At 65.0% G+C, this 15762-nt stretch carries 16 protein-coding genes and 1 pseudogene; 14 read left to right on the forward strand and 3 right to left on the reverse strand.

Annotated elements, in window-relative coordinates; translation table 11 throughout:
* Window positions 1-132 precede the first annotated feature (132 nt).
* A complete protein-coding gene (locus tag ACNJYD_RS05460; RefSeq protein ID WP_172785069.1) occupies window positions 133-2364 on the forward strand; it encodes a CHASE2 domain-containing protein in 2232 nt (743 codons plus the stop codon).
* Window positions 2365-2503: 139 nt separating this feature from the next.
* Window positions 2504-3202 (forward strand): nitroreductase, encoded by a 699-nt coding sequence (locus tag ACNJYD_RS05465; RefSeq protein ID WP_212254054.1) that lies wholly within the window; start codon window positions 2504-2506, stop codon window positions 3200-3202.
* 102 nt (window positions 3203-3304) lie between these two features.
* Here the strand turns inward: ACNJYD_RS05465 and ACNJYD_RS05470 are convergent, their stop codons facing one another.
* Window positions 3305-3853 carry a sigma-70 family RNA polymerase sigma factor gene (locus ACNJYD_RS05470; protein ID WP_018316216.1) on the reverse strand — a complete coding sequence of 183 codons (549 nt, stop codon included), beginning with the start codon at window positions 3851-3853 and terminating at the stop codon, window positions 3305-3307.
* Entirely contained in the window at window positions 3853-4086 is a 234-nt protein-coding gene (locus ACNJYD_RS05475) for a NepR family anti-sigma factor (RefSeq protein WP_025032292.1), read from the reverse strand. Before ACNJYD_RS05475 ends, ACNJYD_RS05470 begins: the two co-directional genes overlap by 1 nt.
* Before the next feature lie 231 nt (window positions 4087-4317).
* Between ACNJYD_RS05475 and ACNJYD_RS05480 the strand changes: the two genes are divergently transcribed.
* From ACNJYD_RS05480 to ACNJYD_RS05535, 12 genes and pseudogenes are all read left to right on the forward strand, one after another.
* On the forward strand, window positions 4318-5124 hold the full coding sequence (locus ACNJYD_RS05480) for a response regulator (protein ID WP_172785067.1): 807 nt from the start codon (window positions 4318-4320) through the stop codon (window positions 5122-5124).
* 158 nt (window positions 5125-5282) lie between these two features.
* Window positions 5283-5914, forward strand: a pseudogene (locus ACNJYD_RS05485) (nuclear transport factor 2 family protein).
* A 232-nt stretch (window positions 5915-6146) separates the two neighbouring features.
* The gene (locus ACNJYD_RS05490; protein WP_172785034.1) at window positions 6147-6569 is read left to right on the forward strand and encodes a hypothetical protein; all 423 of its coding nucleotides are present in this window, start codon (window positions 6147-6149) and stop codon (window positions 6567-6569) included.
* A gap of 108 nt (window positions 6570-6677) precedes the next feature.
* A complete protein-coding gene (gene htpG, locus ACNJYD_RS05495) occupies window positions 6678-8555 on the forward strand; it encodes a molecular chaperone HtpG (protein WP_439365618.1) in 1878 nt (625 codons plus the stop codon).
* Between the two features lie 176 nt (window positions 8556-8731).
* Complete coding sequence (locus ACNJYD_RS05500) at window positions 8732-9010, forward strand: DUF3551 domain-containing protein (protein WP_172785032.1); 279 nt, start codon at window positions 8732-8734, stop codon at window positions 9008-9010.
* 198 nt (window positions 9011-9208) lie between these two features.
* The gene (locus ACNJYD_RS05505) at window positions 9209-11023 is read left to right on the forward strand and encodes a long-chain-acyl-CoA synthetase (protein ID WP_212254057.1); all 1815 of its coding nucleotides are present in this window, start codon (window positions 9209-9211) and stop codon (window positions 11021-11023) included.
* A 144-nt stretch (window positions 11024-11167) separates the two neighbouring features.
* Window positions 11168-11413 carry an acyl carrier protein gene (locus tag ACNJYD_RS05510; protein ID WP_212254058.1) on the forward strand — a complete coding sequence of 82 codons (246 nt, stop codon included), beginning with the start codon at window positions 11168-11170 and terminating at the stop codon, window positions 11411-11413.
* The gene (locus ACNJYD_RS05515; RefSeq protein ID WP_212254059.1) at window positions 11400-12782 is read left to right on the forward strand and encodes a class I adenylate-forming enzyme family protein; all 1383 of its coding nucleotides are present in this window, start codon (window positions 11400-11402) and stop codon (window positions 12780-12782) included. The genes ACNJYD_RS05510 and ACNJYD_RS05515 overlap by 14 nt, the downstream gene beginning before the upstream one ends.
* Window positions 12775-13497, forward strand: a complete 723-nt coding sequence (locus ACNJYD_RS05520; protein ID WP_439365619.1) for an SDR family NAD(P)-dependent oxidoreductase — start codon at window positions 12775-12777, stop codon at window positions 13495-13497. Before ACNJYD_RS05515 ends, ACNJYD_RS05520 begins: the two co-directional genes overlap by 8 nt.
* 126 nt (window positions 13498-13623) lie before the next feature.
* Window positions 13624-13833, forward strand: coding sequence for a hypothetical protein (locus ACNJYD_RS05525; protein ID WP_172785028.1), 210 nt, complete (start codon window positions 13624-13626; stop codon window positions 13831-13833).
* A gap of 110 nt (window positions 13834-13943) precedes the next feature.
* Entirely contained in the window at window positions 13944-14093 is a 150-nt protein-coding gene (locus ACNJYD_RS05530; protein WP_212254061.1) for a hypothetical protein, read from the forward strand.
* Between the two features lie 5 nt (window positions 14094-14098).
* Window positions 14099-15250: a DUF3095 domain-containing protein gene (locus ACNJYD_RS05535; protein WP_212254062.1), complete on the forward strand. Its 1152-nt coding sequence runs from the start codon at window positions 14099-14101 to the stop codon at window positions 15248-15250.
* Here the strand turns inward: ACNJYD_RS05535 and ACNJYD_RS05540 are convergent.
* Entirely contained in the window at window positions 15247-15681 is a 435-nt protein-coding gene (locus tag ACNJYD_RS05540; protein WP_212254063.1) for a DUF2147 domain-containing protein, read from the reverse strand. The genes ACNJYD_RS05535 and ACNJYD_RS05540 overlap by 4 nt on opposite strands.
* Between the last annotated feature and the right edge of the window lie 81 nt (window positions 15682-15762).

The following is a 15762-nucleotide window of genomic DNA, read 5'->3' on the forward strand; positions in this document are numbered from 1 at the left end:
TCGGCCAACAGGCGCGTAGCTTGACCGCGGCAAAAAATTCACCGTCTACCACCGTCAGGGAATAGCCAATCGCGGGCCGAGGCTCCATGATCGGTGCGCCCGGCGTGGTGCGGGGCGGGAAGTTCGGCTGGCATGAAACGTCTGAGGATCCTGCGGCGGTGGTTTGCGCGGAAGCTCGGCTTTGCGCGGCTGATGTGCCTTGCGCTGCTGGTTCTATTCGCCGTTGCGCGCCTCTGGGATCCGCCGCCGATCCAGGAATTGCGGCTGCGCACCTTCGACATGTTCCAGCTGATCGATCCCAGGCACAAGACGGCGCGGCCGGTCACCATCGTCGACATCGACGACAAGAGCCTCGCCAAGCTCGGGCAATGGCCGTGGCCGCGGACGCGGATCGCCGATCTGATCCAGAGCCTCACCAACAACGGCGCGGTGGCGATCGGCTTCGACGTGGTGTTTTCGGAGCCCGACCGACTCAATCCGGATCTGGTCGCGGGCCAGATGCGCTATCTCGACGACGCCACGCGCGCCAAGCTGCGCGGGCTGCCGACCAACGACCAGATCCTCGCCGAGGCGATCAAGCGCTCGCGGGTGGTGCTGGGCGAGACGGGTCTGCCCGATATCCTGGCCGAGCCCGACAAGTCACTTCCGCTCACGGGCGTGGCGACGGTCGGGGAGGAGGGCGCCGACCGCTTCCTGTTCGAATTTCCAGGCCTGCTGCGCAACGTGCCGGTGATCGAAATGGCGGCCGCCGGCCGCGGCCTGTTCTCGATCAGAAAGGAGCGCGACGGGTTCATCCGCCGCGTGCCGATGGTCATGCGTGCCCAAGGCAACATCATGCCATCGCTCAGCCTCGAGATCCTGCGCGTCGTCACGGGGACACCGACGCTGCTGATCAGGACCGACAAGACCGGCGTGCGGGCCGTGCGCCTCAAGGGCGTCGAGATCCCCACTGACAAGAACGGCCAGTTCTGGGTGCACTATGCCCGCAGGGATCCTTCGATCTACGTCTCCGCGGCCGACGTGCTCGACAACAGCGCGTCGCCGAGCAAGTTCGCCGGCAAGCTGGTGCTGGTCGGGACCTCCGCGGCCGGGCTCAACGACATCAAGACGACGCCGGTGTCCGCGACCATGCCGGGTGTCGAGATCCATGCCCAGGTGCTGGAGAGCGTGCTCAGCGGCGCAGTGATCTCGCAGCCGAACTACGCGCTCGGGATCGAGCTGATCACGGCGCTGGTGATCGGCCTGCTCGTCATCATCTTCACGCCGAATCTCGGCCCCGTCCGCCTGGTGCTTGCGGGTGGGGCCTTCGCCGCCATCCTGGTCGGCGTGTCCTGGTTCTTCTACGTGCAGCACCGCCAGCTCATCGACTTCACCTATCCGCTGCTGTCGACCACCGCGGTCTATCTGACGCTGATCTTCGCCAGCTTCGTGCGCGAGCAGCGCCAGCGCGTGCAGATCCGCGGGCAGTTCGCGCAATACATGTCGCCGGTGCTGGTCGAGCAGCTGGCGCAATCGCCGGAAAAGCTCGTGCTCGGCGGCGAGGAGCGCGAGATGACGATCATGTTCTCCGACGTGCGCGGCTTCACCACGATCTCGGAGAGCTACAAGCACGATCCACAAGGGCTGATCGCGCTGATGAACCGCTTCCTGACGCCGCTGACCGACGTGATCATCGAGCGCAAGGGTTACATCGACAAGTACATGGGCGACGCCATCATGGCGTTCTGGAACGCGCCGCTCGACGATGCCGAGCACGAGATCAACGCCTGCGAAGCCGCGATCCAGATGCTGGAGCAGATCGACGAGGTCAACAAGGAGCGCGAGCAGGAAGCCGCCGACGGCGGCCACGTCTACATCCCGCTCAATGTCGGGATCGGTCTCAACACCGGCATCGGCGTGGTCGGCAACATGGGCTCCGACCTGAAGAAGAACTATTCGGTGCTCGGCGACAGCGTGAACCTGGCCTCGCGCCTCGAGGGCCAGTCGAAGGCATACGGCTTCCCGATCATCGTGGGCTCGCGCACCGCGCTCGCCGCCAAGGAAAAGTTCGCGATCCTCGAGCTCGACTTCATCATGGTCAAGGGCAAGTCCGAGCCGGAAGTGATCTACGCCATCGCCGGCCGCGAGGACGTGATGCATTCGGCCGCGTTCCAGCGCCTGCGCAACATCACCATCGAGATGCTCGGTTGCTACCGTAGCCGCGACTGGCAGGGCGCGCTGGACGCGATCGAGCGCGGCCGCAAGAGCGAGGACGCCGACACGCTGGAGAAGCTGTTCAGGCTTTACGAGGCGCGGATCAAGGATTTCCAGATCGAGCCGCCGCCGGAGGGCTGGACCGGCGCCTATGCCCTGCTGACCAAGTAATGGTCGCCGTCACCGCCTCCCGCAGGGTGGGCAAAGCGAAGCACGCCTACCATATGCAGGTGCATCGAGGTAAGTATGGCCGAGGGGTACGGCGCCTGGCGCCATTGCCCAACCAGAAGAAAAAAGGGCGAGCTGAGTGATGGACGCACAAGTGAAACAAAACGACCGCATCGGCGTGCTCGAAGAGCTCCTCAACGAGCGCTACTCCGTTCGCGCCTTTCTCCCTAAGGAGGTCGATCGCGCCATCATCGAGCACGTGCTGGCGACCGCGCAGCGCACGGCGTCCTGGTGCAACAGCCAGCCCTGGCAGATCATCATCGCCAGCGGCGAGGCCAAGGAGCGCTTTCGCAAGGCGATTTACGCCGAAGCCTCGAAGGGTCTCGGCGATGATTACGACTTCACGCCACCGCGCGAATATGCCGGCGTCTATCTCGATCGCCGCCGCGAGAGCGGCTTCCAGCTCTACAACACGCTCGGCATCGCCCGCGGTGACAAGGCGGCCTACGCCAAGCAGGCGCTGGAGAACTACAATTTCTTCGGCGCACCGCATGTCGCCATCATCCACACCAACGAGCCGCTCGGCATCTATGGTGCGATCGATTGCGGCGCCTATGTCTCCAACTTCATGCTGGCGGCGCAGGCGCTCGGGCTCGGCACCATTCCGCAGGCCGCGCTGGCGCGGCATTCGGGACTGATCCGCCGCCACTTCGATCTGCCCGGCGACCGCCGCGTCGTCTGCGGCATCTCGTTCGGCTATGCGGACCATGCGCACAAGGTCAACAGCTACCGCACCTCGCGGGCGAGCGTGGCCGAGACCGCGACCTTCGTGGATGTGTGATCGCGCGCCGTGAGCCCGATGCCATCGGCGTCGGACGCGCGCGCGAAGACGGCCGTGGAAACGGCCGTCTTCCTCTCGTCCCGTTCGATTGACGCCGGCGGGTCAGCCGCCGCTGCCGCCGATCACGGCTCGCACGGTCTCGTCCGGGCCGAAATCCTCGGCGCCGTCGACATAGAGCAGCGCGGCGAGCTTCGAGCGGGCGCGGTTGACGCGGCTCTTGATGGTGCCGACCGCGCAGCCGCAGATCGAGGCCGCGTCCTCATAGGAGAAACCGGACGCGCCGACCAGGATCAAGGCTTCACGCTGATCCTGTGGAAGCTTGTCGAGCGCGGTGCGAAACTCCTCGAATTCGAGATGCGCATTCTGCGAAGGCTGGGTCTTCAGCGTCTTGGCATAGTTGCCTTCGGCATCCTCGACCTCGCGCCGACGCTTGCGGTAGTCGGACCGGAACAGGTTGCGCAGGATCGTGAACAGCCAGGCCGGCAGGTTGGAGCCGGGCTGGAACGAGTCGATGTTGGCGAGCGCGCGCAGCAGCGTCTCCTGGACCAAATCGTCGGCGCGGTCCGCATTGCCGCTGAGCGAGATGGCGAAGGCGCGCAGACTGGGCACGGCCGCCAAGATGTCGTTACGCAGGGAGTCCGTGAGAGGCATTAATCCCTCCCATTGTTGTTGTCGTTGGATCCGCCCTCATTTTCCACGTGGGGTGACGCTCCCGGCGCATCAAGCTTCTTGATCAGTTCTGCGAACCGATCTGGAACCCCCTGTCGTACGACATCGTCGTACATGGCGCGCAACTGGTGCCCAATCCGGGATTGAATTTCCGGAGTGAGGCCTCCCTTGCCGGGGGTCGTGCTTCTGCTGGCTTGAGACTTGAGATCTTTCATGACCTGTTCCACGTTTCCCCGAGTTAAGTGACTGTAAAATCGAGAAGTTTTCTCAACCGGGAGCCGTTCCCTGGATAGGCACAATTCCAGCTGCGCCAAAAAGTTCCCAGCTTGGCGGAACTTTTGTTGAGGTGAGGCGTAGACAGCCCAGCAGGGGAACCTGGGCCCCCCGCGTGATGCCTGACCTCAGGATTGGACCTCAAGGTTGGCCCGAAGACGAATGGAGTGGGGATGTCCCGTTCACAGGTAGTTGCTGAACACTTGCCGCTGTTGCGCCGGTACGCGCGGGCTCTGACAGGCAGCCAGGCCTCCGGTGACGCCTATGTCGCCGCCATGTTGGAAGCCATGCTGGGCGATCCCTCGGTGCTCGACGAGAGCCATGGGCCCCGGGCCGGCCTGTTCCGGCTGTTCACCCAGATCTGGAATTCGGTCTCCATCAATGACGATGCCGAGGTGACGACCCTGCCGATGCCTCCGGAGCGGCGGCTGTCGAACATCACCCCGCTGCCGCGACAGGCCTTCCTGCTGCTCTCGCTCGAGGGCTTTTCCGAAGAGGAAGTCGCCTTCATTCTCGGCACCGACGTCGCCGAGACGCGCCGTCTTGCCGACGCAGCCGGACGCGAGATGGCCGCCGAGATCGCCACCGACGTGCTGATCATCGAGGACGAGACCTTCATCGCCATGGATCTCGAGAGCCTCGTGAAGAATCTCGGCCATAACGTCGTCGGCGTCGCCCGCACCCACGCCGATGCGGTGGCGCTGGCCAAGAACAGGCGGCCCGGCCTGATCCTCGCCGATATCCAGCTTGCCGACGGCTCGTCGGGCCTGGACGCCGTCAACGAGCTGCTGCGCACCTTCGAAGTGCCGGTGGTGTTCATCACCGCCTACCCGGAGCGTTTCCTCACCGGCGAGCGTCCCGAGCCGGCGTTCCTGATCTCAAAGCCGTTCCAGCCCGCGATGGTGTCGGCGGTGGCGAGCCAGGCCCTGTTCTTCCAGCGCAACTCGCGCAACCGTACGCCGAAGGCGCCGGCGGCGTAACAGGGCGCTAGCGGCTTGCCTATTGGCGAGTTTGGTCCGGCGTGCCGCGAGGCACGCCGGATTTTTCATGCCGCCCGCCCGCTTGACGGGCGCTGAATTCGCCGCCCATAGCTGATGCCGCAGCTGCGCGTGCGACCAGCCCAATCGGAGACGGGCCCATGGACCAGCAACTCCTCGACCGTCTCGCCATCCGCGACCTCGTCGAGAACTGGGCGGTGTGGCGCGATGCCGGCGATTGGGAGCGCTTTGCCACTGTCTGGCACGAAGAGGCTGGATGTCCGCGACCTGGTTTCAGGGGCCGGCGCGGGATTTCATGCGCGTCAGCCAGGAGGGGTTTGCCAAGGGGGTGCGCATCCTGCATTTCCTCGGTGGCACCAGCATCGATCTCGCCGGCGAGCGGGCCATCGCGCAGACCAAGATGACGATCTCGCAGCGCGGCCTCGTGCACGACGTGCTCTGCGACGTCGTCTGCACCGGACGCTTCTACGATTTCCTGGAGAAGCGGCATGACCCATCAGGTATTGGCAAATGGGGCATCGTCCGTCGCCAGCCGATCTACGAGAAAGACCGGATCGATCCGGTCGATCCCGCCGCGACGCTTCGCCTCGACCAGACAGCGCTCGCTGCACTCCCCGAAGGCTACCGCCACCTCGCCTACATGCAGGAGCTGATCGGCTACAAGGTCAAGCGCGACATGCCGGGCCTCACCGGCACTGAGGTCGAGAAGCTCTATAGGGAAGGGCGCGAGTGGCTCGCCGGCAAAGGCGAAGTAGACGCCAGACAAAAGTAAGGCGCGACTGGCATCACCACAGTCGCGCCCTACGTCGCCGGCTTATGGGGCAGGGGGGAATAGCCGGCTGCTGAGACGACTCCCGTGCGCGAAAGTCGTTCCACACGTCGCGAAATATTTTGCCGGTCTGCTGCATTTTTCGCACACGGTTAAGTGATCGTAACGGCCAAGAACCCCCGGTCCTTCGGCGGAGTTGTTCCCGCGATCGCCATGGGGCGAGGGATCGACAGCCATGTCACAGATTCAAAAGGTTTTTTTGAGCGCCATCGCGATCGCCGCGACGCTCGGTGCCGTGCAATTGGCCTCCGGCCACGATCTCGCCGACCGCTGGCAGGCGGTCGCCGACATCTCCAGCCACAGCTCCAGCATCGCCCCGGGGCACAACGTCAATCGTGTCGCCAAGGCAGACCGGCTCGCCGAGATCAAGCCGGCAGCTGTGCCCACCCGGACGGTGTCGATGCGCCTGAACGACCTCGCCGATACTTCGGTGCTGCTGAGGGTCCCCGCCGTCATCGAGACCGGCAATGCCAAGTCGCCGGTGCTGCTCCAGAACCAGAAGAAGCCCCGCAACAAGCCGACGATCGCCTGTGAGCCGATGGTCAGCTCCCTGACCGAGGTCGCAAGGCTGCTCCAGCCCGGTCGCTGCGTGACCTGACCCGCGCCGCCAGGGTGGCTTGGCGGACCCAGACTTCACATCCTCTTGATCCGCCGTTGCCTCGCGCTATATCCGGGTTCCCTCCCTTTTGTTTGACCGGGTAAGCGCATGACGACGTCAGATACGGCTGTGCATACGCAGCCTTTCCAGGCCGAAGTTTCCGAACTGCTGCACCTGATGGTGCACTCCGTCTATTCGGAAACCGACATCTTCCTCCGCGAGCTCATCTCCAACGCCTCCGATGCCTGCGACAAGCTGCGCTACGAGGCCATCGCAAGTCCCGCCCTGCTGGGCGAAGGCGACGCGCTCAAGATCCGCATCATTCCCAACAAGACGGCCAAGACGCTCACGATCGCCGACAACGGCATCGGCATGGAGCGGCAGGAGCTGATCGACCACCTCGGCACCATCGCCCGCTCCGGCACCAAGGCGTTCGTGTCCAAGCTGAAAGAGGCCAAGGACGGGCTCGGCCTGATCGGCCAGTTCGGCGTCGGCTTCTATTCCGCCTTCATGGTCGCCGACAAGATCGTCGTGATCAGCCGCCGCGCCGGCGAGAGCGACGTCTGGACCTGGAGCTCCCAGGGTGGCTCCGGCTTCGAGATCGCCCGTGCCAGCGACGAGGAGACGGCGCGCGTGACGCGCGGCACCGAGATCGTCCTGCACCTGAAGGACGACGCCAAGAAATATCTCGAGACCTACGAGATCGAGCGCATCGTCACCGCCTATTCCGACAACATCCTGTTTCCGATCGAGCTGGTGCCCGAAGACGGCGAGCCGCGCCAGATCAATTCGGCGAGCGCGTTGTGGCAACGCTCCAAATCCGAGCTGACGGCTGACGACTACAAGAAGGCCTATCAGCAGACCGCCTCCGCCTTTGACGATCCCGCGATGACGCTGCACTATCGCGCGGAAGGGCGTTACTCCTACGCCGTGCTGCTGTTTGCGCCCTCGACCAAGCCGTTCGACCTGTTCGAGCCGAACCGCAAGGGGCGGGTAAAGCTCTACGTCCGGCGCGTCTTCATTACCGATGACGCCGACCTGTTGCCGGGGTACCTGCGCTTCATCCGCGGCGTCGTCGACAGCGAGGATCTCCCGCTCAACATTTCGCGCGAGATGCTGCAGAACAATCCGCAGCTGGCGCAGATCCGCAAAGCCGTGGCAACCCGGGTGGTGTCCGAGCTGGAAAGCCTCGCCGAGAAAGACCCGGAGAATTTTGCCAAGATCTGGGACGCCTTCGGCGCGGTGCTGAAGGAAGGTATCTACGAGGATTTCGAGCGCCGCGAAAAGCTGCTCGCGCTGTCGCGCTTCACCACCACGTCAGGCGAGAAGCGGTCGCTGAAGCAGGTGATCGGCGATTTCAAGCCGAACCAGACCGAGATCTACTATCTCGTCGGCGACAGCATCGAGCGGCTGAAGTCCAATCCGCGGCTGGAAGCTGCCACCGCGCGCGGCATCGAGGTGCTGTTGCTGTCGGATCCCGTCGATGCGTTCTGGACCTCGATGCCCTCGGAGTTCGAGGGCAAGCCGCTGAAGTCGCTGAGCCAGGGCGATCTCAACCTCGACCTGATCCCGCGTATCGACGAAAAGGACGAGCCGAAGAAGGACGAGCCGGCTGCGGACGAAGCCACCACCATCGCCGTGATCAAGGCCGCGCTCGGCGAGCGCGTCAGCGACGTCAAGGCCTCGACGCGCCTCACCAGCTCGGCCTCCTGCCTCGTCGCCGACAGCCAGGGCCCGAGCCGCGAGCTCGAGCGCATCTTGTCGCAGCAGAATCGCGGCATGAAGACCAAGCCGATCCTCGAGATCAATCTGCGCCATCCGCTGGTCACCGCGGTCACCAAGGCGCAGGCTGGCTCGACGGTCGTCGACGATCTCAGTCTGCTCCTGCTCGAACAGGCGCAGATCCTGGACGGCGAATTGCCGGAAGACCCGGCAGCGTTCGCGGCGCGGCTGAACCGGCTCGTCTTGCAGGGACTCGGCGGCTAGCGCCGCTTCGCAGCATCGTTCCGACCGGGGGCCGCCCGGGTCGTCAAACCGTTCGGCGCGCATCGGCTCTGGCGCTGCGCGTCCCACTCAACTTGACGTCAATTGGCCCGAGGAACAGTCGCGAACGACGAGATGATGTGTCATATGAAGCGACGTCACTATTCGAGGATTTCCCCATGCGCTTGTCATTCCTCACTCTTACCGCGATCTTCACGCTGCTGGGCGCAGCGGATGCCAGCGCGCAGCGATACGATCCGGCCTATCCCGTCTGCATGCACCGCTACGTCGGTGGCGGCCCTGGTGGCGGAGGCAGTGACTATTTCGACTGCTCGTTCACCTCGTTGGAGCAGTGCCGCGCCACGGCCTCGGGCCTTGCCGCGACCTGCGACCTCAATCCCTATTACGCCTTCAACGAATCGCCGCCGCCGCGCCGGCGTCCCAAGAAGGTGCACTAGGTAAGCGAGCCCAGGACTTCTGCATTCATCGCTCTTTCAGCCTGATCACACCCGTTGGCGCGCTGCCGGCGGGCGCGACCTTGGCTGCGCGCTGCCGACGACGGTTAATCGCGCCCTAACCGGGTTTTACCTTGTCTCTTAACGCCTGGGTCAGGGCGCGCGGGCTAAGCTGCCGGAAACCGCAGACCGCCCGAAAGAGTGAACAATATGACCACCGGCGTCATCGAGCAGCCGAAAGCCGCGCGCGCACCGTCGGCTTCCAAGATCTGGTTGAGGGCGATCGAGCTCACGGCGCGGATCGAAACGCTGCCGGGCCGTCTGTTCGCCGACGTCATCGACGATTGGGCGCAGCGCCAACCGAACCGCGTTGCGCTGGTGGCGGACGAGGCAAGCCTCGATTACGAAGGCCTGTCGAGGAGGATCAACCGCTACGCCCGCTGGGCGCGCTCGGTCGGCCTTGCCAAGGGCGACACCGTCGCGCTGATCATGCCGAACGGCATCGACTATGTCGCGGCCTGGCTCGGCATCAGCCGTGTCGGCGGCGTGGTCGCGCTGATCAACACCAAGCTCGTCGGGCCATCGCTCGCGCACTGCCTCGACGTGGCAAAGCCGTCGCATCTCATCGTTGCGCATGCGCTGACGGGGATGCTGGACAGCGCGGCGCCTCATCTGAAGACGCAGGCCAAAATCTGGACGCATGGCGATGGCCGCGGCGAGCGCGCGATCGATGACGCGCTTGCCGTTTTTGACGACGGCCCGCTCGCTTCGGAGGAGCATGGCGAGGTCACCATCGACGACCGTGCGTTGCTGATCTACACCTCCGGCACCACCGGCCTGCCGAAAGCAGCCAGCATCAGCCACCGCCGTATCCTCAATTGGGGCTTTTGGTTCGCCGGCCTCACCGGCGCGACGCCGCAGGATCGGCTGTACGATTGTCTGCCGCTGTTCCATTCGGTCGGCGGCATCGTCGCGCCGTGCAGCATGCTGGCCGCCGGCGGCTCGGTGGTGATTGCGGAAAAATTCTCGGCCTCGCATTTCTGGTCCGACATCGTCCAGCACGACTGCACGCTGTTTCAATATATCGGCGAGCTCTGCCGCTATCTGCTCAAGGCCGCGCCCTCGGAATACGAAAACCGGCACCGCCTGCGGCTCGCCTGCGGCAACGGCCTGCGCGGCGACATCTGGGAGGATTTCCAGGCGCGCTTCGCCATTCCGCGCATCCTCGAATTCTACGCCGCGACCGAAGGCAATTTCTCGCTGTTCAACGTCGAGGGCCAGCCAGGCGCGATCGGCCGTATCCCGCCGCTGCTCGCGCACCGCTTTCCTGCCAGTCTCGTCAAGCTCGACCCCGATAGCGGCGCGCCGCTGCGCAATGACGAGGGCTTCTGCATCGCCTGCAGCCGCGGCGAGGCCGGCGAAGCCATCGGCCGCATCGGCACCGCGGACGAGGGCGGGGGACGGTTCGAGGGCTACACCGACGAGGGTGAGACCGAGAAGAAAATCCTGCGCGACGTCTTCGCCAAAGGCGATGCCTGGTTCCGCACCGGCGATCTGATGCGGATGGACGACAAGGGATTTTTCCATTTCGTCGATCGTATCGGCGACACGTTCCGCTGGAAGGGCGAGAATGTCGCGACCTCCGAGGTGAACGACGCCGTGCGCGATTTCACCGGCGTGGTCGATGCCACCACCTTTGGCGTCAGCATTCCCGGCGCCGACGGCCGGGCCGGCATGAGCGCCATCGTCGTGAACGAGGGGTTTGACATCAGCGCGCTGCCCGCTCATCTGGCGCAGCGCCTTCCGGTCTACGCCCGCCCGCTCTTCATCCGCATCTCGGGCGAGCTCGATGCCACCGAGACCTTCAAGCAGAAGAAGGGCGAACTCGCCCGAGAGGGATTTACCCCGGCCGCGGTATCCGATCCACTGTTCATGCTCGACCCGACATCCGGCGCCTACGTCGCGCTGGACGAGAAGGCGTATGCGGCAATCTCGGACGGTACGATCAGGCTGTAGAGCAACCAAAATCGAGAGATAGGTCCAATTTTATCTGAATTGTCCAAGAAGCCATTTACTTCTGTCGGGTAAACAGGCTGCCATGGGGAGGCGGTCATCAAGAGCCGCCGCAACAACGAGATCGATAACAAAAGCGAGCCAGCCATGTCGGTAAGGTCAAAGGTCATCGAAGCGATCCAGCAGATCGCCAAGGAGCAGCACGTCACGCTTCCCGCCCTCTCGGACGATCTGTCCCTGCACGAGACGGGCTTTGACTCACTCGCCTTCGCAATTCTTGTCGCGCGTCTGGAAGACGAGACCGGCGTCGACCCCTTCACCATCTCCGAGGACACCGCGTTCCCCGCCACGGTGGGCGATTTCGTGCGGGCCTACGAAAATGTCCCCGCGTGAGATCTTTGCGCTTCGCGACCATCTCGGCGCGGAGCTGAAAGGCCGCACCATCTCCGATGCGCACGATGTCGTGTCGCTGACCGACATCCTGTCGCACACGGTTCTGGGCGGCCGCCTGCGTGAGTTGGCGGGCCGCGCCGTGCTGCTCAAGCTGTCGGACCAGCTTCGGTCCGGCCTTGCCATGATCGAGCTCGACGGCATCGCCCGCCGCATGCTGCTGTGTCCGCCGGACCTCAATCCCGCGCATCTCGATGCATTGATTGCGGACGCCGGGATCGATGCTGTCGTCACCGATGAGCCCGATCGCTGGGCTGCGTCCGACGTGCCGCTGATCGTCACCGCGCAATTGCCGCTTCAAGCCGCCGCGCCGGCCAGGACCGAGCGCGCCACCGAATGGCTGATGCTGACTTCGGGCACCTCGGGCGTGCCAAAGATCGCCGGCCATACGCTGGAAGCGCTGACCGGCGCGATCGTCGCCGAAGGCCCCGCACGCGGACCTGCACCGGTCTGGGCGACGTTCTACGACATCCGCCGCTATGGCGGCCTGCAAATCTTTCTCCGCGCCATCCTCTCCGGCGGCTCGTTGGTGCTATCCGATCCACATGAGGCGCTCGCCGATCACGTCGCGCGGCTGAAGGCGCGCAATGTCTCGCATATCTCCGGCACGCCCTCGCACTGGCGCAAGCTCCTGATGAGCGGCTCGGCCGCGCAATTCGCCCCGGCTTACGTCCGCCTCTCCGGCGAGATCGCCGACCAGGCCGTGCTCGACGGCCTGAAGGCGGCATTCCCCAATGCGTCCGTCGGCCATGCCTATGCCTCGACCGAGGCCGGCGTCGGCTTCGCCGTCAATGACGGGCTGGAAGGCTTTCCGGCCGACTATCTCGGCAACCGCAACGGCGTCGAGATGAAGGTCGTCGACGGCTCGCTGCGCATCCGCTCGACGCGCACCGCCCATGCCTATATCGGCCGCAATGCCGCCGCGCTCACCGACGGCGACGGGTTCGTCGACAGCGGCGACATCGTCGAGCTGCGCGGCGACCGCTATTATTTCGTCGGCCGCCGCGGCGGCATCATCAATATCGGCGGGCTGAAGGTCCACCCCGAGGAGATCGAGGCGGTGATCAACCGCCATCCCGACGTGCGGATGTCCCGCGCGAAGTCGCGCAAGAGCCCGATCACCGGCGGCATCGTCGTCGCGGACGTGATCCTCGCTGAGGGCACCGATCCTGCGCGCGCGAAAGAGATCCGCGACCAGATCCTCGCGCTGTGCCGCGCCCAGCTCGCATCCCACAAGGTGCCGGCGGTGCTCCGCTTCGTCGAGGCGCTCGACGTCACCCCGGCCGGAAAACTGGCGCGCACCGATGCATAACGTTCTGGTCACCGGCGGCAGCCGCGGCATCGGGCTTGCGATCGGCAAGCGCCTGGTCGCGGCCGGCTTCAACGTCATCGCGGCGGCGCGGCGCGAAAGCAACGAGCTCAACGCGGCCATCGCTGCCGCCGACGGCCGCCTGCATTTCCGCGCCTGCGATCTTGCCGTAATCGATGCGATCCCGGCTTTCGCGAAGCTCGTGCGCGACGAATTCGGCCCGATCCACGGCCTCGTCAACAATGCCGGTCTCGGCACCGAAGGCCTGCTCGCCACCATGCACAATTCCGAGATCGAGGCGCTGGTGCAGCTCAACGTGCTGTCGCCGATCATCCTCACTAAATACGTGGCCCGGCAGATGATGGCTGACGGCGCCGGCCGCATCATCAACATCTCCTCCATCATCGCGACGACAGGCTATAACGGCCTGTCCGTCTACGGCGCGACCAAGGCCGCCGCGACCGGCTTCACCCGCTCGCTCGCGCGCGAGGTCGGCAAGCTCGGCATCACCGTGAACGCGATCGCGCCGGGCTTCATCGACACCGAGCTGACGCACACTCTCTCCGACGAAGGCCGCAAGCGCATCGCCGGCCGCAGCGCGCTGCGCCGGTTGCCGGAGACGGACGACGTCGCGCGCATGGTGGAATACCTTCTGGGCGACGGCGGCCGCAACGTCACCGGCACCGTGTTCACCATCGATGCCGGGAACACGGCGTAAGCGGAACCCGGCTGCCACAATTGCGTTGATCGGGCGCAATGACAGCCAGCCGGATTTGGTCGTAAGATGCCCCGCAATCGATTGGGTTACGTCAATCGATCTGCCCTAGTCGAAGAGGAGCAGTCGATGGCCACTTCAAACATGACCGCTTCAAATCGGGCCCTGACGGAGCCAGTCCGTGTAAAGCCGGATGAGGTTCGCTGTCCGCCGATGTCGCATCAGAATTCCGGCGCTCACGGTCACGAGATGTATCCGCAGCAATTCGTGCGTCTCGTCGGCTGCCACGATGTCCCTGCATCCCGGCTGCGCAAGCGCGAGGACGAGCAGCTGCACTAGCCGCTCACGGTCGCTGCTTCGGCAAGTCGATTCGTTCGTGTGAAAATTCCGGCGGCCCTCAACCTCTTGGAGCCGACCGTCGATAGCCGCTCTCCCCGGGCGGTCGTTTGATGCCGATCAATGATCCCGTCGCGCCATTGCAACGCGGCCGCATCTTGTTGTCCGGGCCGGTTTCGGCCAATGATCGAAAGCGGGTGCCGGCCAGCGAACCCGGATCGATCCTGCCACGTATTTTGTTTCGCATTCCAACCATCCGGTAATCCCGATGAGCTCAGGCGAGTCCTTCTATGGCGGCATTCCCGTCTTCCGAGGCTTCACCAGCCTGATGGATCCCGCGCTCTATGCGCCGCTGCCGGACGACTGGAGCATCGGTGTGGCCGATATCGTCGATTCGACCAAGGCGATCGCGGCGCTGCGCTACAAGGCCGTGAACATGGCGGGCGCCGCCGTGATCGCGGCGGTAACCAATGCGCTGCAGGGGCGGGAATTCCCCTTCGTGTTCGGCGGCGACGGCGCCAGCTTCGCGGTGGCGCCTGACGATGTCGAACTTGCCCGCGAGGCGCTGGCGGCGACCGCGACCTGGGTGCGGGAAGACCTCGATCTGACCATGCGCGTCGCATTGGTGCCGGTCAGCGTCATTCGCGCACAGGGCCTCGACGTGCGCGTCGCCCGGTTCGGGCCGTCGCCCAATCTGTCCTATGCGATGTTCTCGGGCGGCGGACTCGCCTGGGCCGACGCCGCGATGAAGCGCGGCGAGTTTGCCGTCGAGGAGGCGCCCGCCGGCACGCAGCCGGACCTCTCGGGCCTGTCGTGCCGTTTCGAGGTGATGCCGGCTGCGCGCGGCCTGATCCTGTCGGTGCTGGTGATGCCGGCGCGCGGCGTCGATCCGCAGGCCTTCCGCAAGGTGATCGAGGACATCATCCATCTCGTCGAGCGCAGCCCGGAGGGCGGGCGCCCGGTGCCGCCGCAGGGGCCGCCGCTGAAATGGCCGCCGCAGGGCGTAGAATTCGAGGCCCGCACCAGGCGTGGGGGGCCGTTGCTCGCGCGCAGAGCCAGCGTGCTGGCCTATACGCTGTTCGCCTATCTCATCATGCGCTTCGACATCAAGATCGGCGGCTTCGTGCCCAGCCTCTACAAGCGCCAGGTCGTCGAGAACTCGGACTTCCGCAAATATGACGACGGCCTGCGCATGATACTGGACTGCACGCCGCAGCTCGAGCGCGCGTTGAACGATCGTCTCAAAGCCGCCGCGCGCGAAGGCATCGTGCGCTACGGCCTGCATCGGCAGGACGCCGCGATGATGACCTGCTTCACGCCGTCGGCACTGCGCAGCGATCACGTCCATTTCATCGACGGCGCGCGCGGCGGCTATGCCTCGGCGGCGACGGCGTTGAAGGCGATGATGGCAGCGGGTTAGCGGCCCGTGCGCGTCCAGGTCTCGCCGCCGCAGAGCGCGCCGACGCAGCCTTCGACCCGCAGCGCGTCCGCGCCAGTCAGGCTGATGTTGCTCGCATAGGTGCCGCCGTCGTCGGCATTGTAGATCTGGCCCGACCATTTGTTCGGTCCCGCCGGCTCCATGCCGCTGAACAAGGGCAGGCCGATCATCGGACGCCTGGCGAGCGCGGGATTGGGATTCTTGCTGTCGGTGGCGGGCTGGCCGGTCGCAGTGTCCAAGGGCTCGCGCAGCCAGACGATGTGGCCGCAGATGCCGCCGCCGCATTTGCTGATCTTGACGCGCGCATCGCCCGCCTGGGTGAGCCAGGTCCCTTCGGCGTTCTGCGCATAGGCGGAAGGCGCACCGATCAGCGCAGCCAGAATGACGGTGAGAACGGCGAATCTGAATGTCATGGAGAGGAGCCCCGGAATGGAGGCGCCTCCATAGCAGCAAATCGAGCGCGCGCAACGCCTGATGGAATCACATTCCTGCGT

The sequence above is a fragment of the Bradyrhizobium sp. SPXBL-02 genome (assembly GCF_051853065.1).
In the GTDB taxonomy this organism is placed as follows: Bacteria; Pseudomonadota; Alphaproteobacteria; order Rhizobiales; family Xanthobacteraceae; genus Bradyrhizobium.

Coding starts and splice junctions, on each gene's coding strand:
- ACNJYD_RS05460 (WP_172785069.1), top strand. CDS start 133: ATGAAACGTCTGAGGATCCTGCGGCGGTGGTTTGCGCGGAAGCTCGGC.
- ACNJYD_RS05465 (WP_212254054.1), top strand. CDS start 2,504: ATGGACGCACAAGTGAAACAAAACGACCGCATCGGCGTGCTCGAAGAG.
- ACNJYD_RS05470 (WP_018316216.1), bottom strand. CDS start 3,853: ATGCCTCTCACGGACTCCCTGCGTAACGACATCTTGGCGGCCGTGCCC.
- ACNJYD_RS05475 (WP_025032292.1), bottom strand. CDS start 4,086: ATGAAAGATCTCAAGTCTCAAGCCAGCAGAAGCACGACCCCCGGCAAG.
- ACNJYD_RS05480 (WP_172785067.1), top strand. CDS start 4,318: ATGTCCCGTTCACAGGTAGTTGCTGAACACTTGCCGCTGTTGCGCCGG.
- ACNJYD_RS05490 (WP_172785034.1), top strand. CDS start 6,147: ATGTCACAGATTCAAAAGGTTTTTTTGAGCGCCATCGCGATCGCCGCG.
- htpG (WP_439365618.1), top strand. CDS start 6,678: ATGACGACGTCAGATACGGCTGTGCATACGCAGCCTTTCCAGGCCGAA.
- ACNJYD_RS05500 (WP_172785032.1), top strand. CDS start 8,732: ATGCGCTTGTCATTCCTCACTCTTACCGCGATCTTCACGCTGCTGGGC.
- ACNJYD_RS05510 (WP_212254058.1), top strand. CDS start 11,168: ATGTCGGTAAGGTCAAAGGTCATCGAAGCGATCCAGCAGATCGCCAAG.
- ACNJYD_RS05515 (WP_212254059.1), top strand. CDS start 11,400: ATGTCCCCGCGTGAGATCTTTGCGCTTCGCGACCATCTCGGCGCGGAG.
- ACNJYD_RS05520 (WP_439365619.1), top strand. CDS start 12,775: ATGCATAACGTTCTGGTCACCGGCGGCAGCCGCGGCATCGGGCTTGCG.
- ACNJYD_RS05525 (WP_172785028.1), top strand. CDS start 13,624: ATGGCCACTTCAAACATGACCGCTTCAAATCGGGCCCTGACGGAGCCA.
- ACNJYD_RS05530 (WP_212254061.1), top strand. CDS start 13,944: ATGCCGATCAATGATCCCGTCGCGCCATTGCAACGCGGCCGCATCTTG.
- ACNJYD_RS05535 (WP_212254062.1), top strand. CDS start 14,099: ATGAGCTCAGGCGAGTCCTTCTATGGCGGCATTCCCGTCTTCCGAGGC.
- ACNJYD_RS05540 (WP_212254063.1), bottom strand. CDS start 15,681: ATGACATTCAGATTCGCCGTTCTCACCGTCATTCTGGCTGCGCTGATC.